The organism is Candidatus Omnitrophota bacterium, from assembly GCA_028699255.1.
Classification (GTDB): Bacteria; Omnitrophota; Gorgyraeia; order 2-01-FULL-45-10; family 2-01-FULL-45-10; genus FEN-1322.
Genome location: JAQVUX010000003.1, coordinates 181756 through 201707, shown reverse-complemented (window position 1 = coordinate 201707; position 19952 = coordinate 181756). Strand labels below are relative to the sequence as shown.

General features: G+C 49.8%; 21 protein-coding genes and 1 tRNA gene. All 22 read right to left on the bottom strand.

Going from position 1 to position 19952, the window contains the following annotated elements; genetic code table 11:
- Window positions 1-57: 57 nt before the first annotated feature.
- Window positions 58-133 (bottom strand) — tRNA-Ala (locus PHS46_03940).
- Between the two features lie 122 nt (window positions 134-255).
- The gene (locus tag PHS46_03935) at window positions 256-579 is read right to left on the bottom strand and encodes a divalent-cation tolerance protein CutA (protein MDD3905668.1); all 324 of its coding nucleotides are present in this window, start codon (window positions 577-579) and stop codon (window positions 256-258) included.
- A gap of 69 nt (window positions 580-648) precedes the next feature.
- Window positions 649-921: a hypothetical protein gene (locus tag PHS46_03930; protein ID MDD3905667.1), complete on the bottom strand. Its 273-nt coding sequence runs from the start codon at window positions 919-921 to the stop codon at window positions 649-651.
- 70 nt (window positions 922-991) lie between these two features.
- Window positions 992-1192, bottom strand: a complete 201-nt coding sequence (locus PHS46_03925; protein MDD3905666.1) for a winged helix-turn-helix domain-containing protein — start codon at window positions 1190-1192, stop codon at window positions 992-994.
- A gap of 282 nt (window positions 1193-1474) precedes the next feature.
- Window positions 1475-1888, bottom strand: coding sequence for a hypothetical protein (locus tag PHS46_03920; GenBank protein MDD3905665.1), 414 nt, complete (start codon window positions 1886-1888; stop codon window positions 1475-1477).
- Between the two features lie 8 nt (window positions 1889-1896).
- Window positions 1897-2289 carry a biopolymer transporter ExbD gene (locus tag PHS46_03915; GenBank protein MDD3905664.1) on the bottom strand — a complete coding sequence of 131 codons (393 nt, stop codon included), beginning with the start codon at window positions 2287-2289 and terminating at the stop codon, window positions 1897-1899.
- Complete coding sequence (locus PHS46_03910; protein ID MDD3905663.1) at window positions 2279-2911, bottom strand: MotA/TolQ/ExbB proton channel family protein; 633 nt, start codon at window positions 2909-2911, stop codon at window positions 2279-2281. Before PHS46_03910 ends, PHS46_03915 begins: the two co-directional genes overlap by 11 nt.
- A 70-nt stretch (window positions 2912-2981) precedes the next feature.
- Complete coding sequence (locus PHS46_03905) at window positions 2982-5336, bottom strand: tetratricopeptide repeat protein (GenBank protein MDD3905662.1); 2355 nt, start codon at window positions 5334-5336, stop codon at window positions 2982-2984.
- On the bottom strand, window positions 5330-8128 hold the full coding sequence (gene uvrA / locus PHS46_03900; protein ID MDD3905661.1) for an excinuclease ABC subunit UvrA: 2799 nt from the start codon (window positions 8126-8128) through the stop codon (window positions 5330-5332). Before uvrA ends, PHS46_03905 begins: the two co-directional genes overlap by 7 nt.
- 95 nt (window positions 8129-8223) lie before the next feature.
- On the bottom strand, window positions 8224-8463 hold the full coding sequence (locus PHS46_03895; protein ID MDD3905660.1) for a hypothetical protein: 240 nt from the start codon (window positions 8461-8463) through the stop codon (window positions 8224-8226).
- 21 nt (window positions 8464-8484) lie between these two features.
- Window positions 8485-9225 carry an ATP-binding protein gene (locus PHS46_03890; protein ID MDD3905659.1) on the bottom strand — a complete coding sequence of 247 codons (741 nt, stop codon included), beginning with the start codon at window positions 9223-9225 and terminating at the stop codon, window positions 8485-8487.
- A complete protein-coding gene (locus PHS46_03885) occupies window positions 9222-10034 on the bottom strand; it encodes an aspartate dehydrogenase (protein MDD3905658.1) in 813 nt (270 codons plus the stop codon). Before PHS46_03885 ends, PHS46_03890 begins: the two co-directional genes overlap by 4 nt.
- 2 nt (window positions 10035-10036) lie before the next feature.
- Complete coding sequence (gene nadA / locus PHS46_03880) at window positions 10037-11008, bottom strand: quinolinate synthase NadA (protein ID MDD3905657.1); 972 nt, start codon at window positions 11006-11008, stop codon at window positions 10037-10039.
- A gap of 11 nt (window positions 11009-11019) precedes the next feature.
- Window positions 11020-11895 (bottom strand): pantoate--beta-alanine ligase, encoded by an 876-nt coding sequence (gene panC, locus PHS46_03875; GenBank protein ID MDD3905656.1) that lies wholly within the window; start codon window positions 11893-11895, stop codon window positions 11020-11022.
- Window positions 11895-12314 carry a 2-amino-4-hydroxy-6-hydroxymethyldihydropteridine diphosphokinase gene (gene folK / locus PHS46_03870; protein MDD3905655.1) on the bottom strand — a complete coding sequence of 140 codons (420 nt, stop codon included), beginning with the start codon at window positions 12312-12314 and terminating at the stop codon, window positions 11895-11897. Before folK ends, panC begins: the two co-directional genes overlap by 1 nt.
- Window positions 12315-12327: 13 nt before the next feature.
- Entirely contained in the window at window positions 12328-13494 is a 1167-nt protein-coding gene (locus tag PHS46_03865; GenBank protein MDD3905654.1) for an LL-diaminopimelate aminotransferase, read from the bottom strand.
- Window positions 13495-14108: 614 nt separating this feature from the next.
- Window positions 14109-14654: a hypothetical protein gene (locus PHS46_03860; GenBank protein ID MDD3905653.1), complete on the bottom strand. Its 546-nt coding sequence runs from the start codon at window positions 14652-14654 to the stop codon at window positions 14109-14111.
- Window position 14655: 1 nt separating this feature from the next.
- Window positions 14656-15333, bottom strand: coding sequence for a 4-hydroxy-tetrahydrodipicolinate reductase (dapB, locus tag PHS46_03855; GenBank protein MDD3905652.1), 678 nt, complete (start codon window positions 15331-15333; stop codon window positions 14656-14658).
- A 1-nt stretch (window position 15334) separates the two neighbouring features.
- Window positions 15335-16216, bottom strand: coding sequence for a 4-hydroxy-tetrahydrodipicolinate synthase (gene dapA / locus PHS46_03850; GenBank protein MDD3905651.1), 882 nt, complete (start codon window positions 16214-16216; stop codon window positions 15335-15337).
- Window positions 16206-17021, bottom strand: coding sequence for a diaminopimelate epimerase (gene dapF / locus PHS46_03845; protein ID MDD3905650.1), 816 nt, complete (start codon window positions 17019-17021; stop codon window positions 16206-16208). Before dapF ends, dapA begins: the two co-directional genes overlap by 11 nt.
- Window positions 17022-17038: 17 nt before the next feature.
- Window positions 17039-18295, bottom strand: a complete 1257-nt coding sequence (gene lysA, locus PHS46_03840) for a diaminopimelate decarboxylase (GenBank protein ID MDD3905649.1) — start codon at window positions 18293-18295, stop codon at window positions 17039-17041.
- A gap of 266 nt (window positions 18296-18561) precedes the next feature.
- The gene (argH, locus tag PHS46_03835; GenBank protein MDD3905648.1) at window positions 18562-19917 is read right to left on the bottom strand and encodes an argininosuccinate lyase; all 1356 of its coding nucleotides are present in this window, start codon (window positions 19915-19917) and stop codon (window positions 18562-18564) included.
- Window positions 19918-19952 lie beyond the last annotated feature (35 nt).

The following is a 19952-nucleotide window of genomic DNA, read 5'->3' as shown; positions in this document are numbered from 1 at the left end:
ATCGAAGTATCTGAAACGCCAGGACCTGAAAACTTTCTTCGAAAAGTTTTCAGAGTATGGTGGAGCAGATGGGATTCGAACCCACGACCCCCACGTTGCGAACGTGGTGCTCTCCCAGCTGAGCTACTGCCCCCTGAAAATTTCTCTTGAAATTTTCGCATCGAAATCGAAACAACAATCTTACTTAAATCTCTGATTTAAGTAAGATTAAATAGAGTGCTTTCGGAACATCAATCAACCTCCGAAATTTTCGCCTCACGCCTTCGTATTCTTCCTGATCCATCCCAAATAATCCCCGCTTCCCGCTATTATCGGGATAGCAATTATCTCGGGAACATCATAACTATGCAGGCGTTTTATTTCTTTGGCTATCCGGTTAAAATTTGTCCTACGAGACTTGGCCATCAGAAGGACTTCCTTCGCCCTGTCGACCTTGCCATTCCACCAAAATCTCGAATCAACACCTTTCAATATATTAACGCACGCCGCTAACCGGCCCTTTAACAACGCAGACCGGATGGCATCCGCTTCTTTTTGTGAGGCGCATTGCGCCAGGATTATGCAAAAATCTCGGCTCATAATAGTTTTACGATTTGCCATAAGGCGGGGGTAAGAGATCGAGAAAAGGCGGATTGCGTTGAAACTTCATCAGGTCAATTCGCCGATCATTCCAACCACGGCGTTCTGGATCAGCTCCCAGTCTTCCTGATTATGCACCGCAAACTTCTGCTTGCGCTTCCAACCGCCGTCTTCCTTCTTCTGCCACAGGTAGAAACACACCTGTTTCCTGCCGTAACTCTCCAGAAGGACGACCGCGGACCACCATCCGAACCGTTTGTTTATCGTCTTCTGGCCCAACACCTTTAAAGGAGCAACTATGGGAACCTGTTCATCGTCACGCGCGCTCTTCTTCTCTTCCATAGTTACCTCCGATTTACTATTGTTTGAGTCAGGTAAATCGTCCCGCCCCCGGTTTTCGCTCCGGACGGGGCTATCTTCTCAAATATATCTGATAATCCTGACCGGCCTTTTCAACTATGACATGCCCTTCTCTGGCAAGCCATCCTATGCTCATCAGGAGTCTTTCTTTTTCGGTATCTATGCCTTTTACGATCTGGGACAACGAGCTCTTCCCGTTTTCATCAAGATAATGCCATATATCTCCGGCGGTAATGCCTATCTCCGTAATCATTTACCTGCCTCCTTTTCAATCGCATCCTTTTTATTATAACTGCCGCATAAAGGGCAAACGGACATCTCATCATGTTTCGAATCTACGTATGAATGCGAGCATACCGAGCATCGCCACATGTAATCCGTATCCCGCGCTTTTCGCACTGCCGAATTCTTGTACCCTGCAAATACCCAAAATAACAGGATAAGTACAGCTGAAAATAGCGTATAAAAGAATACTAAAGTACCTATGTCCAATTTTATCATAATTATATTAATAGTCAAGGGCGCGACAGAACTATTATTCGTCTGAAGACAACCCCAACTTTTCCCCTATAAGCGCCTCATCTATAGCCGCCGTTATCCTTTCGTCCCGCAAGTGATAGGCATCGTTGGCCGGTTCGTACCTATCGGCGTATATATCCGCGTTCGGAATAAAAACTATTGGGATGCGTTTGGCGGCATCAAAATATCTCTTCTCGAGGAACGAGCGTTCTTTAGGCCGTGACTGCAGTTCCATGGAGCTCGTGTTTAAAAGCGGGCCTAAAAATGACACTTTGGAAAATTTCAGCCTGCCGTCATCGTCCGGCTTAGACACAATCCTTACGGCACATAACCAGAATACGTGAAACAAAAGCGATGCCATTATGGCCATCACGAATATTCTGCGGGTTTCGTCCTTAAAAACTTTCGTTATAAATTTTACGCCTGCCATCAAAGATCCTACCTGTTAGTGGCGATGTTCGCCTGCGACACGCCCTCGCGCCTGCACATATCCCAGACCTCCACTATCCTGCCGAGTGAGGCATGGTTGTCGGCCTTTATCAGGAGCGGCCTATTTTCTTTTGCCATCAGCCGTAGATTGGACAAAAGCTCGTCGTGTGATATCTCCCGGTCATTCAGATATATCTTGTCGTCGCCGGTAACAACTATAACCGCGCTGTCCTGCTGGACGACTTCACTCGTTACGGCCTTAGGAAGATTTACCTTTATCCCCGGTTGAAATATGAAACTGGATGTGAACGCGAAAAATATAAAAAGCAGGAAGAAGACGTTGATAAGCGGCGTCATCTCTATCAGCCCATGTTCCGGCTTCGGGCGCCTCTTAAACTTCATACGTATCCCTCCGGGACGAAAGCAGGTTCACCAGGTCAGTGGCGCTTCTCTCCATGTCATATACTAACGTATCAACCTGGCTCGTCAGGTAATTATAAGCGACGTAAGTCGGAATAGCGACCGCAAGCCCCGCCACCGTCGCAAGGAGCGCTTCCCATATGCCGCCGGCCAGATCGCCGGGATTTACCGGAGCCAGGACAAGCGCCTTCGCCTGTATTACCTGGAACGATTTTATCATGCCCGTTACGGTACCCAAAAGCCCGAGGAGCGGAGCTATGTGCGCGATGGTAGCAAGTATCGGCAGGTGCTTCTCAAGGCGCGGTATCTCGAGCCCTGCCGCCTCTTCGACCGCCTCCTTTATCTCCGGCTTCGATCTGTCGTGTTTCAGTATGCCCGCCTTTATTATATGCGCTATCGGCCCGGGAGTCTTATTGCACATCTCTATCGCCTCGATAACTTTATTCCTTTTTAAAACGGCGGTAACGCCATCCATAAACTTATCCGCGTCTATCTTTGCCTTGCGCAAATTATATATCCGGTCTATGACGACACCTAACGCCAGGATCGACGCTAATATTATCAGGTACATCATCGGTCCGCCCTTATTGATCAGATCCCACATACACCCTCCTATTCGGCTAACCGCTCAGGTTAACCATGCATTGACCCACAGATAACCTTACGCGGTTATTCTATTTGGCTTTCCTTAACTTCTGTAACCGTTCCTTCGCGAACGAAGATTCCTCTACATCCATATCAGCCAACTTCTCATATAATTTTCCCGCCTCGCCAAACGCGCCCGTTTTTTCAAAAATCTGGGCGGATCTCAACTGCGCCCGGACGGCCCAGAAAGCGCCCTTTGGATACAGCTCCGGAACCTTAAGATATTCCGCGGCGGCCCCCTGAAGAGCCCCTACCTTCTCTATAGCTTCGGCAATCTCGTACTGTACCTGCGCGTTAAATTCATTGTTCTCGCTACCGAGCGCTTTTCGCAGATAAACAACCGACCCGGTAAAATCACCGGAATCTTTTTTAATATTCGCTATCTTCCTGTAACCGTTCCTTGCGTAAACTGATCCCGGGAATTTTACCGCCAGCTCATCGATCCCGTCAACAGCCTCCTGCGTCCTATTTTGCCTGCAGTATGTGAGCGCCGCCTCGTAAAGAGCCTTTTCGGTAAGATCTACGGCAGGGATAGCCTTCGCTATCGAATAATAGTATTCCCGTGCCGTATCATATTTTCCCTTCGAGGCATAATATTCCGCAAGTTCAAATCTTGCATCGTAAGCCACGCCGGAAAGCGGATAATTTTTCAAGAGCCTGCCAAACTCATCGATAGCCTGAGAATCCCTGCCCATATTTAAAAGACTCCACCCGGCCTGATAACCGGCCGCCGCTTTAAGCTCCACGCTGGGAGCATCTTTTTCTATCTCTTTGTAGAGCGCCAGAGCGGCTGGGTAATCTCCTGCGTTATACATAGAATCAGCCAGATAAAGCCTGATGCGCGCATTGTTTTTATTGCCGGGAAACGCTTTGAATAAATTTGTAAACCCTGACACGGCCCGTTCGAAATCACCCTTACGAAAATCGACGATGGCGAGCGAAAGAAGCACCTTCTCCTTAAACGAAGTATCCGGGAAATTGGCAAGCGCGCTCTGATACGCCAGGGCCGCCTGGTCGAGGTTACCCGTCTCTAAAAAAACATCCCCGAGCCGTATCTGCGCGTAGGCGGCCACGCGACTGTCGGGATACCTGTTCAGGGCCATGTCGTAACTCGCTATCGCTTTACCGTCATCTTTGGCCGCCAGATATATGTCGCCCATCCCGACAAGCGCATCCGCGATCAAAGACGGATCCTTCGACACATCGCACACGCGGCGGAACTCTTTTATGGCCTCCCCCTGCTTCGCATCCTGCATCGAATACGATCGGGCCAATTCACTGTGCAGGTTATCGGTATATTTGGAATCCGGGAATTTCTCTATGCCCTCCCTGCAAAGCCTTTCAGCCTCGTCGTGCCTGCCGAGATCCGATAAAAGGCGCGCTTTTCGGTAATATGCCTCCGCCACAACATCGCCTCTGGAACGCATCGCTATCACGCCGTCATAGGCCTCCATAGCGTCCACGGTCATGCCGGTCTTCTCGTAATTACGGGCAAGCCCGAGGAGGATCGAGCCTTCGATGAGGCCGCTTGAACGCCTGGATAGGCATTTCCTGTAACCTTTGATGCTCGCGGCGTAATCACCGGCCTGGTAAAGCGCGGCGGCGATACGATATTCGGCAAACGGCGCCCATGCCGCTGTGGGTGATATCGCGAGAGCGCGCTGGAAATAGTTTACGGCGTCGGTATATTTCGAAAGATAGAAACTCGTATCGCCCAAAAGATAATAAGCCTCGGCCGTCTTCCCGGAAAGCGGGAACTTTTCCGTAAACTCTTTGAGTTCCTTTTCGGCAGGGGCATATCTGGCCATCAGGTAATGGCATTCACCTGCCAAAAACTGCGCATCGGGTGCCGCTTTTTCAAGCGGATACTTCGCGGCGGTGTCTTTGAAACAGGAAACGGCGTCTTCAAGAAGGCCTAACTTATAATAACACCATCCTTTTGAATAAAGAGCGTAGCTTATATATTTCGATGACGGAAACGCGTCTATGGTCTGTTGATAAAAACCGAGCGCTTTTTTAAGTTCGCCCGACTTGAGCGATATCTCTCCGGACCAGTACAGGGCCTCATCCTGGGAATCGCTTCCCGCGGGCGCGTTAATGACAATGTCAAATTCATACGACGCCCGGGAAAGTTTATTCTGATAATAGTAGCATTTACCCAGAAGCGAATGTATCTCATATACGCGCGCGGTATCGGGGTAATTACGCAATATGGCTTCAAACCGCTCGCCGGCTATATCATAAAGCCCGTTCTTAAAAGCATCTTTGGCGATAACGATATCCCCGTCTTCAATATTCTGCGCCGATACCGAATGTGCCTGCAGAAAGATCGCCGCGATCACCAAAAAAAACAGCATTTTTCTTTTCAGGCTATACGTTAGCACAACGTTTCCTTCAGATACTGCCCGGTATATGATCTCTCATTATTCGCTATTTCCTCGGGCGAACCGCTCGCAACTACTCTCCCGCCTTCGTCGCCGCCCTCCGGGCCGAGGTCAATGATGTAGTCGGAGGTTTTTATCACATCGAGATTATGCTCTATGACCAGCACCGTATTGCCGCCGCGCACAAGCGCCTGCAATACGGACAACAATTTGTCTATGTCCGCAAAGTGGAGCCCTGTCGTGGGCTCGTCGAGTATATAGAAGGTCCTGCCCGTCGCCGACTTCGACAGCTCGGTGGCAAGCTTTATCCTCTGCGCTTCTCCGCCGGAAAGGGTCGTGGCCGACTGCCCCAGGCGCACATAACCTAAGCCCACCTCGTTAAGGGTTTTAAGTTTATTTTTAACCGAAGGGATGTTCGCGAAAAGCTCCATCGCTTCCTCAATGGATGTATCGAGGACATCCGCGATCGATTTGCCCTTAAATTTCACTTCGAGCGTCTGTGCGTTGAAACGTTTGCCCTTACATACTTCACATTGGACGTATATATCCGGCAGAAAGTGCATTTCTATCTTTCTTATGCCGTCGCCCATGCACGCTTCACACCTGCCGCCCTTGACGTTGAAACTGAAACGGCCCGGTTTGTACCCCCGTATCTTAGATTCCGGAAGTTTAGAGAATAGATCCCTGACGAATGAGAACGCGCCCGTGTATGTAGCGGGATTGGAGCGAGGCGTCCTGCCGATGGGCGACTGGTCGATGACAACAACCTTATCTATGAACTGTATGCCTTCTATCCTTTTATGTTCTCCGGGCCGTTCCTTGGAATGGTAGAATTTTTTGGCCAGCGTTTTATACAGGATGTCATCCACAAGTGTGCTCTTGCCGGAACCCGACACGCCCGTTACGCATACGAACAGGCCCAGCGGTATCTCCACATCTATAGTCTTCAGGTTGTGTTCCCGCGCGCCGATTATGCGCAGTATCTTTTTCTTATCGGGCTTGCGCCGCCCGGATGGAGCATTTATCCGGTACTCACCGCGCAGATATTTCCCCGTGAGAGAGTCTTTCGATGCGAGTATGTCCTTAAGTCCACCTTCCGCTATCACGCGGCCGCCGTGCTCACCGGCGCCCGGGCCGAGATCGATTATGTGGTCGGCCTTCCGGATGGTCGCCTCGTCGTGCTCAACCACGATGAGAGTATTACCGAGATCGCGCAATTTAATAAGAGTATCGAGAAGCTTCGAATTGTCCCGCTGGTGTAAGCCTATGCTCGGCTCATCGAGGATATAGATGACTCCAACCAGTCCGGAGCCTATCTGTGTAGCAAGCCGTATGCGCTGGGCCTCACCGCCGGATAATGTATAACTGCGCCGGTCGAGCGTAAGGTAGTCGAGGCCAACGTCTATCATGAATTGCAGGCGCGAGGATATCTCCTTCAGCACCTGACGCGCTATATTCTCCTGCGTCGGAGTCAGATCAAGCCCCGCGATAAATGTTCGCAGTCCCTTTATCGCCATGGCGGAAACCTCGGCGATATTCCTGCCGCCTACCGTGACAGAGAGAGATTCGGGCTTCAGTTTATTCCCGTTGCAAACAGGGCATGGCAGGACGGACATATATTTGCCGATTTCAGTCTTTATGAATTCGCTTTCCGTCTCGCGGAACCGCCTTTCCAGGTTAGGTATGACTCCTTCATATACGCCCCACCCTTTTCCTTTACCTTCCCCGTAAAGCACTAATTTTTTAATATCTTTAGGAAGATCCTTAAAGGGCGTCTGGACGTCGAAGCCGTGTTCCTGGGCGAGCGAACGCATAAGCCGCCTGTAATAAAGATAGAGCCCCTTCCCGCCGCGCCTCCAGGCATCGACGGAATCGATAACCGGCTTCGTCTTATCGGTTATAACGAGATCCGGGTCTATCTCCATCTTGTTACCGAGCCCGTCGCATTCCGGGCAGGCGCCATACGGCGAATTGAATGAAAATATTCTCGGCGTCAATTCTTCCAGGCTGATGCCGCAATCGGCGCAGGCATAGTGTTCGTTGAAAAGGACGTCGTGGCTCGTATTGTGTTTTTGAAAATTAACTATCACAAGGCCGCCTCCGGCCTCGAGGGCGGATTCTATGGAATCGGTAAGCCGTTTTTTAACATTCTCTTTTATTACCAGACGATCGACAACTACTTCGATATCATGCTTTTTATTTTTGTCCAATTTTATGGCGTTGGCAAGTTCGCAAACTTTACCGTCCACTCTTACCCGGACAAATCCGTCGGCGCTCGCTTTTTTAAACAACTCCCTGTATTCGCCTTTTCGGCCGCGTATGAGCGGGGCGAGTACAAGTATCGACTCTTCACCGGCGGCGGCTTTGAGCACCTGGTCGACTATCTCCTGCGCCGACTGTCTGGTTATAGCTTTCCCGCACTTCGGGCAGTGAGGTGTCCCGACGCTGGCATACAGAAGGCGCAGATAATCATGTATCTCCGTTTGCGTTCCTACGGTGGATCTGGGATTGGAGCCGGCCGTCCTCTGTTCGATACTGATGGCGGGAGAAAGCCCGTCGATGTAATCGACGTCCGGCTTCTGGAGCTGATCTAAGAATTGACGCGCGTAACTCGAAAGGGACTCGACGTATCTGCGCTGGCCTTCGGCATATATGGTGTCGAAAGCGAGCGACGATTTCCCGGAGCCGGATAGCCCGGTCACAACTACAAGCTTGTCCCTGGGTATGGTAATATCTATATTTTTTAGATTATGCTCCCTGGCGCCTTTTATGAGAATAAAGTTCTTTTCCATGTGTTCCATTATATTTTAATATCGGACTTATTACCATAAAAAATGACGTAGCGCACCCTTGAGGGTGCGCTACGTCTTGCTACGTCCTGCTACGACTATTTCTTTTTCCTCTTGCCGCCTACGAGCATCTTAGCCCTCGAGACGTCACCCTTCTTATCGATGAAGTAGAGGTATCCCTTTGCCTTCTTCACCTCAGGTTTCGCGACAACTTTACCGCCGCCCCCCTTGGATTTACCTCTGGCCATCTTCGTCTCAACTACGTTGCCCTTCTTATCGACGTAATAGAGATAGCCCTTCTTTCTCTTTATCCCTACCGCTGCTACTTTCTCTGCCATGTATTTCACCTCCTTTCGTGTTTATATTTTTAATGGGTGCAAATTAATATACTCTTCCTTCACCCGTGAAACACTTTTAAAAATATTCGTTTTTACGGCCGGGCAGTCCTTCTCCAACTGCCGTATAATATTCTTCATGACCAGCCGCTTCGACGTCTCGGCGCTCGGACACCTGCACACCTGTACGGGAAAACCGCATTCACGGGCAAATTTGCGCATATTCTTTTCCTCGACGTAGCAGAGGGGCCTTATTATCGTTATCTTGCCTCCGAAAAGCTCCTGCGACGGATTCATTGCCGCGAATTCGCCTTTATAAAACATATTGAGAAGAAGCGTTTCGGCTATATCGTCCTTATGATGCCCCAAAGCTATTTTGTTACAGCCAAGTTTCTCTGCCGCCAGAAAAAGCGCTTTTCTCCTGTTCCACGAACACCAGAAACACGATTTCTTCCTGTCGTCGTTCTTTAACTTTATTTTTTTGAAAAGGTACTTTACCTTATTCTCTTTAAAAAACTCTCTTAAAATCCTCGCGTACGCTCTGGGCATGCATTGAAGATCCGTCTCGATGTGTATCGCGATAAGCTCATATTTTACAGGCGCCCATTTCCTGCGCTCGGCAAGAAGCCTCAAAAGCGACAGGCTGTCCTTACCCCCGGAAACACCGACGAGTATTTTGTCCTTATTCTCTATGAGATTATAGTCGGCGATCGCCCTGCCGATCCCGGCCGAGATATAATTCCCGGTCTTGCTCAACAGTCTCACGTGCCTATCCTGACGCTGTCCGCGATCCCTTTCAGCGTCGCTATCGCCGAGAAGATCGCCATCCCGCTCGTCCTGGGATTCGCCTTCGACGGCACATTCTCCGTTCTGGTAAATATCCTGCCGAACTCGCCATCGATCTCGACTTCATGGACGTTCTTCGTATATTCGGGTGAAGCTATTATCCGAACACGCGTATTTTTAGCGCCCAGGCCCGCGATACTCAATACCGCGGAAACATTAACATTCTGAGGGAATGCCTTGATCGCCTCTTCGGCTGTCCCCTCGAAGATCAGCGATTCGCCCGTTATATCGAGCACGTCTATATTTCTCGATTTTAGATATGGCGCGCCCTCCAAGCCCTTCGGCGGTTTTCTGGTCGTAAGCGTAACGGAATCTATCCTGCCAACCGCCGCCGATTTTAATCCGTCTACCCCGCACAACGCGCCGCTCGGGATATAAACCCGGACGCCTTTCTCACAGGCCCTTTTCAAAGACCGCTCCCGGCCGATAAGCCCGCCGACGCTCATTATCATGCAATCCTTGCCGGCGTCTATACACATATCCAGGACTTCCCCGGAGACAGAAGCGCTCGCCGCCTCTACAATGAGATCACATTTCTTTATCAATTCGTCCTGCCCTAAAATAACCGGTTCCGGCTTAAACGTTTTTCGTAAGAACTCGGCTTTGGCGTTATCGCTGTCGCAAAGCGCGGCCAGTTCCATCTTATCTTTCAAAACGTCCTGGCACGCGCAGGCAACCTGCGAGCCTATGGTGCCGCATCCTATTATCCCGATCCTTATCTTTTTCATATTTAATATCCGGCCAGCGCCGCGCCTTTTGTTTCGCCCGTTATGGCAAGCATCCTATCGAGCGTCTTCTTCGCTTTCTCCCTAACCTCGCTGGAAACCTTTATCTCATAAACCATATTCTCGAGCGACTGAGCAACCCATCCCAGCGTTATAAGCTTCATGTTGGCGCAAACGAGATGAGGCGTCGGAAGGTAGAACTTCTTGCCCGGGTTCTCTTTCTGCAATTTGTACAACATGCCGGATTCGGTTGAGATTATGAATTCTGTAGCGCTTGATGCTTTGACATATTTGAACATACCGCCTGTGGCGCATATATGATCGGCGAGCGCCAACACTTCGGGGTTACATTCCGGATGCGCTATAACTTCGGCTTTAGGATGAGCCTGTTTCGTCTTGACCACATCCTCTTCCTGCACCCTTATATGCGTCGGGCAGAACCCATCCCATAATATTATATTTTTATCCGGTAACTGCGTTTGAACATATCGTCCCAGATTTTTATCCGGAACGAATATTATATCCTTCTCCTTCAACGCCCGGACAACCTGCACGGCGTTACTGGACGTGCACGCTATATCGCTCTCGGCCTTCACTTCGGCGGACGAATTGACATAGCAGACGACGGCCGCCCCGGGATGCTCGGTTTTTTTCGCGCGCAGTTTCGCCGGCGTTATCATATCCGCCAAAGGACAACCCGCTTCAATGACCGGCAGAAGGACTTTCTTACCCGGATTGAGTATCGATGCCGACTCCGCCATGAATTGGACACCGCAGAAGACTATGATATCTGCGTCTGTCCTGACGGCGGCCTGCGAGAGAGCGAGCGAGTCGCCGCTTATATCCGCTATCTCCTGTATCTCGTCGCGCTGATAATTATGCGCGATTATTACTGCATTACGCTTCTTCTTTAGTTTCTCGATCTTTTTCTTAAGCGTATCGTTATATTTTTGGTCGCTATTTGCGTTATTCGTCATACCAAATACACCTATCCCTTCCTGTTTGCAATATCGCCGCTGTCCGTTTTAATAATGACATTATCGATAAGCCGTGTTTTACCTATAAAAACCGCTATAGCTATGAGCGCTTCTCTGTTTATCAGTTTCACGTCTTTTAAATCCGCGGTACTTACGATAGAAATATAATCTATCTTCGCGCCCGGAACACGGGCGATCGCATCTTCCATGATCTTTATTATCTTCTTCGTTTCTTTCTCCCCCGAATTCACCGCGCTCTCCGCCTTTTTCAAAGATTCGCGCAGAACGACGGCGTCGCGCCTTTCGGAGGCCGATAAGAATACGTTGCGCGAGCTCATGGCCAGGCCGTCCGCTTCGCGCACAATCGGCATAACCTTAACCTCGACACCCATATTCAGATCCTGCACCATCTTTTTTATGATCACCGCCTGTTGGGCGTCCTTCTGTCCAAAATAGGCGATGCTGGGCTTAACTATATTGAACAATTTCGCGACTATGGTGGTAACGCCTTTGAAATGGCCCGGACGCGACGCCCCGCAAAGGTTATCCGTCAAGGATTCCACGATAACATAGGTGGAATATCCCGCGGGATATATGTCTTTTACCGAGGGATAGAAAATAATATCCGCGCCGGCGGCAGTCGCCATCTGCTCATCACGTTTCAGATCCCGGGGGTATTTTTCAAAATCTTCCTTAGGTCCGAACTGCATGGGATTAATAAATATGCTGACCACGACGACATCGGTGTGTTTTCTTGCGGCGCGTATCAGCGAGAGGTGGCCTTCATGGAAATATCCCATGGTCGGGACAAGACCGACAGTTTTGCCTTCTTTTTTGAAGATGTTTACGAGGGTGGACATCCTCGATATAGTATCGACTACTTTCACTATGCCTTCCCCAATTCTCTTAAACCCTGCAAAACAAATTCCCTTTTTCCTATTCGAGGATGAGGTATCTTAAGCCCTTCCTCGTCTATCATCATACTGCCGTAATAAAGAATGTCGAGGTCGATCTGCCTGGGCGCGTTCCTCGCGGATCTTTTCCTGCCCAATGATGCCTCTATCTCATGCAATCGTTTTAAAAGATCCCCGGGCGAAAGAGCCGTCTCGATCTCCAGGACGCCGTTTAAAAACCTGCCTTGCGGAGCGCCATTTACAAGCGGAGCGTCAACAGGTTCCGTTTCGTATATCGAAGAGCGCCTGTTAAATGTTATCGCTTCGCTATTCTTAAGCGCCTCGATCGCGGCATCGATATTACGCCGCCTATCTCCGAGATTGGAACCGATACCGATGTAGCAGGTGATCATATTGGCCAGCCGGTTACTTCAATCTTTTCTTGATACGCTCCACCGCTTCCCGGATTCTCTTCTTGTCTACGGTAAGAGCGAATCTTATAAAGCCCTCGCCGTGTTCTCCAAAGCCATTGCCGGGTGTCGCCACTATATCGCACTTTTCGAGAAGCTCTTTGGCAAAAGTCGCGGACGTATATCTGGGCGGTACATGTGCCCAGACGTAGAATGTCGCCTTCGGCCGCTCGACCGACCAGCCGAGCGATTTCAGAGCATCGACTAAGAAATTACGGCGCTCCTCGTATATCTTCATCACGCTTTTTATATGCCTGTCGTAATTCTTCAGCGCCGCGACACCTGCCCATTGAATAGCGAAAAACGCGCCGGAATCGATATTCGATTTTATCTTGGCAAGGCCTGCGATAAGGTCTTTATTTCCGGCGGCAAACCCAAGACGCCAGCCCGTCATATTGAACGTCTTCGAAAGTGAGTGAAACTCGATCGCGACATCTTTTGCGCCCGGGACTTCAAATATGCTCGGCGGCCTGAAGCCATCGAAGGCTACCTCGGAATACGCCGCGTCGTGACAGACGATGATATTGTGTTTCTTCGCGAACTCAACGACTTCGGCAAAGAATTTCCTGTCACAAACGGCCGCCGTCGGATTGTTCGGGTAATTCACGAACATCATCTTTATCTTGTGCATCTGAGCGTGGTTTATAGCTTTCAGGTCGGGTAAAAAATGGTTCTTCTCCGAAAGAGGCATGATAAGCACTTCACCGCCGGCAAAATAAGTGCCGGATTTGTAGGGCGGATAACACGGATCCGGTACAAGGACTATGTCGCCCGGATTTATGAACGCGAGCGGCATGTGCGCGATGCCTTCCTTGGAACCGATTAGAGGATATAACTCGGTTTCCGGGTCGAGGGTAACACCGAAACGCCCCGCGAACCATTTGGCCGCCTCCTGCCTGAACTCCGGCAAGCCCTGGTCGAGAGGATAGCGATGATTCTTCGGGTCGCGCGCGGCTCGGGTGAGCGCGTCGATGATAAAACGCGGGGTCGGTATGTCCGGATCACCTATTCCCAGGTCAATTATATCCCGTCCATCTTCACGCGCCTTCTTCTTCGCCTTGTCGATCTCGACGAATAAATACGGCGGCAGTTTCTTCAATCGTTCCGATCTTTCTATCTGCATTAAACTTCCCCTTCCTTATCCCTCTTCGCCCTTTGCCGGCGAGGGGACTATGCTTAGCGCCGAACGCAAAATTTTTCCCAGCGAGAAAAATTTTGCTCGAGAAAAATCGCTCGCTCTCCCTCGCATCCTTGCTAACCCCGGCTCGGGAACCTTGCCCGCTCGCGATTTTTACGTCGTCGCGTAAGCATAGTCCCCTCGCTTATCCACCTTCCTTCGTGTCATTACCGCGAAAGCGGCAATCTATATCTTTCTTATTTTTCCACCCCGGGGTGGAAAATATCCCCACAGAACCTTTACCCACCTACGAGGAGAAATTACTTAGACTGGTTTCACCTCGTAGGTAATTCCGCTCCTGTAGATGATTCCGCCCTTTTATGTGTGATTCCCCAGCCACTACCTACCCGGTAAAATTTTTCGCTCCGTCAGTAATGTGATGTGGCGATGTGGTGAGCTCCGGCCTTACAATTTTTTATGGCTTGGTCCACTGTTGCATAACCGGGGCGGCATAAAAAATTTTATGGAGCGAGGCGTGCCGCTGGAGCACGCCGAGCGTCCGGAGCGAACCACTCGGCACAGCACATTCTGCCACTACAGCGAAAAATTTTAAAGAACCACTACTTCGCCACGAGCCGCTGTTTGTATGCCGCGATCGACTTATCGATCGAGGCGATTATCTGCTTCGGCGCGTCATGACTTATATATAGCGCCCTGATGCTCTCCATGGCGCCTATCTCGGATGTTATCGCGCTGTAATTATTGTTCCTTATATTCAAAACATCCTTCGCCTGAGCCGCTTCGTTGGCCATCTGTCTGAACTTATATGCCTCGAGAACTTTTGTATGATACTCTTTGAATTCCCCCGGAGGCATGATCGCTTTCAGTTCGTCATTGATACGCGCAAGTTTCTTGGTGGCATCATCGATGATCTTCTCGCCGCGCAACCTGTCATCCTTCTTCATGGCGTCCTGCAAGTCGGCATTCTGCCTTATAGCAACGTCTTTACCTTTCGCCATTATCGCTTCGATCTTGTCCAGATAACCCTGTTGGGCGCTTATCCACTCCCGCCACTTCGGAAATCCCTCATTCTTCGCCAAAGCCGCGGAAGAAACCATAATCCCGCCGAGCAAAACAACTAACGCTACAAATAATAATCTTTTCATATTAGAACCCCAAAACTTCTTTCATCGTATACAGCCCCGGTTTCTGAACGGCAACGAATTTGGCCGCCCTGAGAGCGCCCTTCACGAATATATCGCGCGTCTTAGCGCTATGCGTGATCTCTATGAGATCGACGCCGGATTCGAAAGTTACGGTATGCTCTCCGACTATCTCGCCCTCGCGCACGGATTCTATCGGTATCTCCACCCCGCCCTTGCCTTCTTTGATTATGCGCGCGATCTCTTTTGCCGTTCCGCTCGGAGAGTCCTTCTTATGTTCGTGGTGCGCCTCGACTATCATCACGTTGTATTCACTGCCGAGCACTTTGGCGGCATCGCCGGCCATCTTGAAGAGAAGATTGACCCCGACCGACATATTCGGAGAAAATACGATGGGTATTTTCGCAGAGGCCTTTTCTACCTCTGCGCGCTCTTTTTCGGAAAGACCGGTCGTACCGATAACTATCGGCCTCTTATGCTTTTCACAGAGAGCCAGATGCTCTATCGTCGCCTGCGGGGAGGTAAACTCTATCAGGCACTCGCATGCTTCGATGAACTGCTCGGGATTCTCCTCTACGACGTCAAAAGATCCGCATACACGAAGTTCGGGATCGTCCTTGGCGAGGTCTATTATCCTCGAGCCCATCCTGCCGCTCGAACCGCTGACACATATCTTTATCATTTTAAGCTCCGATCAATTTATAATCTTTTAGCGCCTTTACAAGCTTCTCTTTATTCTCCGGCAACATATCGCAAAGCGGCAGACGCATTTCAGGATCACACATCTTCATGAGCCCCATCGCGGTCTTCACCGGAATCGGGTTCGTCTCTATAAACATCGCCCTCACCAGATTCAGCATCTTATAATGTAATTCCTGAGCTTTCCTGATATCGCCTTTTTCAAATGCCGCCGTCATATCCGCCACATCGCGCGGGATAATATTCGCGACGACCGAGATGATGCCTGTGCCGCCTATGGCCATCACGGGAAGCGTAAGCGCGTCATCACCCGATATCAGTAAAAACTCCTTCGGGCAGAGTTTCCGGATGCGGGCCATCTGTTCCAAAGACCCTGAGGCCTCTTTTACACCTACGATATTTTTAACTTCGGCCAATTTCGCAAACGTCTCCGGCTCGACATTGACGCCTGTGCGTGAGGCGATATTGTAAAGTATTATAGGTATATCGACCGCCTCGGCTATCGCCTTGAAATGCAGGTATAGCCCCTTCTGCGTCGGACGGTTATAATAAGGATTGACCTGTAATGACGCGTCCGCGCCCGCCTTCTTCGCGTGTTTAGTCAGCGCGATGGCCTCTTCCGTGGAATTGGAGCCGGTACCGGCTATTACCGGCACGCGCTTTCGGGTAAACTCTATGACGAGCTCGATCACCCTGTCGTGCTCTTCGTAGTTAAGTGTTGCTGATTCTCCCGTAGTCCCGCATGGAACTATAGCGCTCGTCCCGTTCTTTATCTGAAACTCCACGAGCTCCTTCAATGCCTTCTCGTCGATCTTCCCGTTCTTAAAAGGTGTTACCAGAGCTACCATCGAACCTTTAAATGTCATTTGTCACTCCTCCGTATACCAACCGCGCTTTCCCTTCCAGATACACATTCCTAAAATTACCGTTTTTCATCTCGAAATACACTTTTAGCTTCTCTCCGCCCTGCGTTTCGACTGTTATCGGAGAAACCATCTTCTCGGCCTCGGCCGAAATAATAGCGCTCGCGACAGAACCTGTGCCGCAGGCCAAAGTCTCGTCCTCGACACCGCGTTCGTATGTCCTTATTCTTATCGTGTGCCCGTCTATGATTTTTACAAAATCCGCGTTTGTGCCTTCGGGCGAGAACTCTCCGTGATTGCGCATATGCGCTCCGACATTCCGGACATCCACCTTATCGAGATCGTCCGTAAAATGCACGACATGCGGAACCCCCGTGTTCACAAAGCTTACTTCGTAAGGGCATTTATTTATCATGAGACAAAAGTTCCATTTAATGTCTTTCGGATCGGTCAATCTCACTTTTACGATATCTCTTTTAACGGTAGCGTCGAGAATGCCTGCCAGCGTCTCTATCGTCATCCTGTTTCCGGCTATCTTGTTGACCGTCGCGAATAGGGCCGCGCACCTGGAACCGTTGCCGCACATCTCGGCCTCGCTCCCGTCGGAATTGAATATACGCATCTTAAAATCCGCCTTCCGCGACTTCTCTATGAAAAGAACGCCGTCGGCGCCGATACCTCTTTTCCTGTCGCAGGCCTTCCGCGTAAACACAGCGCGATCTTTTTCGGCGATAGAACCGGACCTGTTATCGATGGCGACAAAATCATTTCCCGCCGCTACCGCTTTCGTAAACTTTATATTCTTCATCCGTCTTCCCTCTTACGCTATTTCAAAAATCCCGGTATCTTTTCACCGTGAACCAGATCTTTATATGTTTCCGGCTGACGTATCACGAAGAACTTATTCCCCCTGACCATTACTTCCGCGCCGCGTGGACGGGAATTGTAATTACTCGCCATGGCAAAACCATACGCGCCCGCCGCCATCACAACCGCCAGGCTTCCGTTTTTCATGTGTGGCAAATACCTGTCCTTGCCGAGAAAATCCCCTGTTTCGCAGATGGGGCCGACGACATCGACCTTCTCCGCCGTACTCGACGCGTCCTGCGCAAGAGATACCGGCACTATCTTATGATACGCTTCGTATAAACTCGGCCTTATGAGATCGCTCATTCCGCTATCCACGATAACGAAAGTCTTCCTCGGCGTCCTCTTCGTATACAGAACCTTCGTCACGAGAATGCCGCTGTTACCTGAAATAAACCTGCCCGGCTCAAGTATCACTTTCATCCCGGACTTCTTTATAAGCGGCAGTACCGACTTCGCGAAACTCTTCGCGGTCTGCGGATTCTCTATGGAATATACAATCCCTAAGCCGCCGCCTATATTGAAATAATCAACCTTAATTTTGTATTCCTTCAGAAATTCGAGCACCTTTTTAATGGCGGCGGTAAAAGGCCCGGCGTCGAGTATCTGAGAGCCGATGTGCACATGAACACCGTTTATATTAAGGTTTGGGTACTTCCATTTCGTATTGAATATCTTGTGCACCGTTTCAAAATCGAGGCCGAATTTGCTCTCGCCTTTGCCGGTAGCTATGTAATGGTGAGTTTTCGGTATCACGTCGGGATTTATCCTTATCGCGACATTGACGCTCTTCTTCAAGCTGTAAGCGACTCTCTGTATCTCGCAGAGCTCTTCCTCGGACTCGACGTTGAAAAGCAGTATCCCGAACTTTATCGCCTCAGCTATCTCTTCGCGCTTCTTGCCGACCCCGGCATAAACCACCTTCTTAGGATTCACCCCGGCTATGCGCGCCCTGTGCAGTTCACCACCCGAAACGATGTCGAGCCCGGCGCCGTTCTTTACCAGCGCCCGCAATACCGCCACATTGGAATTGGACTTTACCGAAAAACATATGAGCGGATCTATCGCGCGGAAAGCGGTCTTTATTTTCCTGTAATGGTCTACGAACGTCTTGTAGCTGTAGAGATAAAATGGCGTCGGGACTTTTTTGGCGATATCCGCGACCCGTATATTCTCGCAGTATAACTCATTATCCTTGAAATTAAAATCGTGCATATCGCTCCGTTCTGATTTTTCGGCTAAAGGAGGCGTTTACTTTCAGGTGGTGCCTCCGCTCGCCGCAAATCGCATTAGGCATGCGATTTGCTGTCAAAAATTTTCGATGGCCGTCCAACCTGCAAATGTGCAAACTGCCGAACAGTTTGTCCGGCCTTTCTGAACCGCCATAAGGTATCGAAAATTTTAAGATTCGCTCCGGCACGCACCCGAAAGTTCCGCCATCTGACGTGCCGAAAAATCAACACTCCGCTACCCTGGTAAAACTATCTATCGATCGACTTCTTCGATTCAACCGAAACCTTTGGATTCAACATTTTTACCACATCCGCTTTTTTAAACCTATCGGAAAACTTCATCAACTCCCGTTCCGTCATGCTTTTTATCTCCACAGAATTGTCGATGGAATATTTGATAAGCTTTCCGACGATCGTATGAGCCGATTTGAACGGCACGCCCTTACTCACCAGATAATAAACTATGTCCGTCGCGTAGAGCGATTCATCCTCGAGGTGCCCCTCTATCTTCACTTTATTGAACCTCAGCGTCTTGACCAGGCCCGACAGAACCGAAAGCTCGGATAGCGCTATTTCAAACGATCCGAAAAGCGGCTCCTTATCCAACTGCATGTCCCTATTATAGGTAAGAGGCAGTCCTTTCATCATCGTAAGAACGCTTAAAAGGTTGCCGTATAATCTGCCGGCGTAGCCTCTGACTAATTCCAGCGCGTCGGGATTCTTCTTCTGCGGCATAAGCGAGCTCCCCGTGCAAAAAGCGTCGTCGATGGTTATGAAATCGAACTCTTTTGTCGACCAGATTATCAAATCCTCCGACAGTCTCGACATGTGCATACCTATTATGGAAAGCACACTGAGGATCTCTATGACAAAATCCCTGTCACTGACCGAGTCGAGGGAATTCACCGGCGGATATAGCTTAAAACTTTTAGCCGCGCCTTTTAATTCGGGAAGATATTCCGAAACGTCCATTTTATACGCACCCGCATCTATGGGCGTACCGGCGAGCGCCCCGGCGCCCATCGTCAATATTATCTTACCCGAAACTATCCACGCTCTTTCACAATCTCTCTTCAGCATTTCGCTGTATGCTAAAAGATAATCTCCGAGCCGTACCGGCTGGGCATGCTGCATATGTGTAAACCCTGGGATCACCATATCCCGATTCTGTACCGCAAGCTCGCATAAAGCGATATCCAGTTCCGCTATGGCGGCTTGTAACTTGATCAGCTCTATCTTGCAATACATCTTCGTCGCGAAGGCAACCTGGTCGTTCCGCGAACGCGCGGTATGAAGTTTCAGGACGAGGTCGCCGACCTTGGCATGAAGTTTATTCTGTATATCCGTATGTATGTCTTCGCACCCGCAGTCCGGAACAAACGTCCCGTTTTTAATGGTAGCGTATATGGCCTTCAGCCCCTTCTCTAATCTGGATTTTTCGGATACCGTAAGATAACCGGCCTTTTTCAATATCTGAATATGCGCGAGCGAACCCACAAGGTCGTATTCGGCCAGCTTATGATCGTACTGTATAGATCGGCTGAATTCTTCAAGACGAGAATCCATCGCTTTCGCGAATCTCCCACCCCATAATTTCTTAGCCATATATTCCTCTCTTATTTCTCAAGCGAGATTGCTTC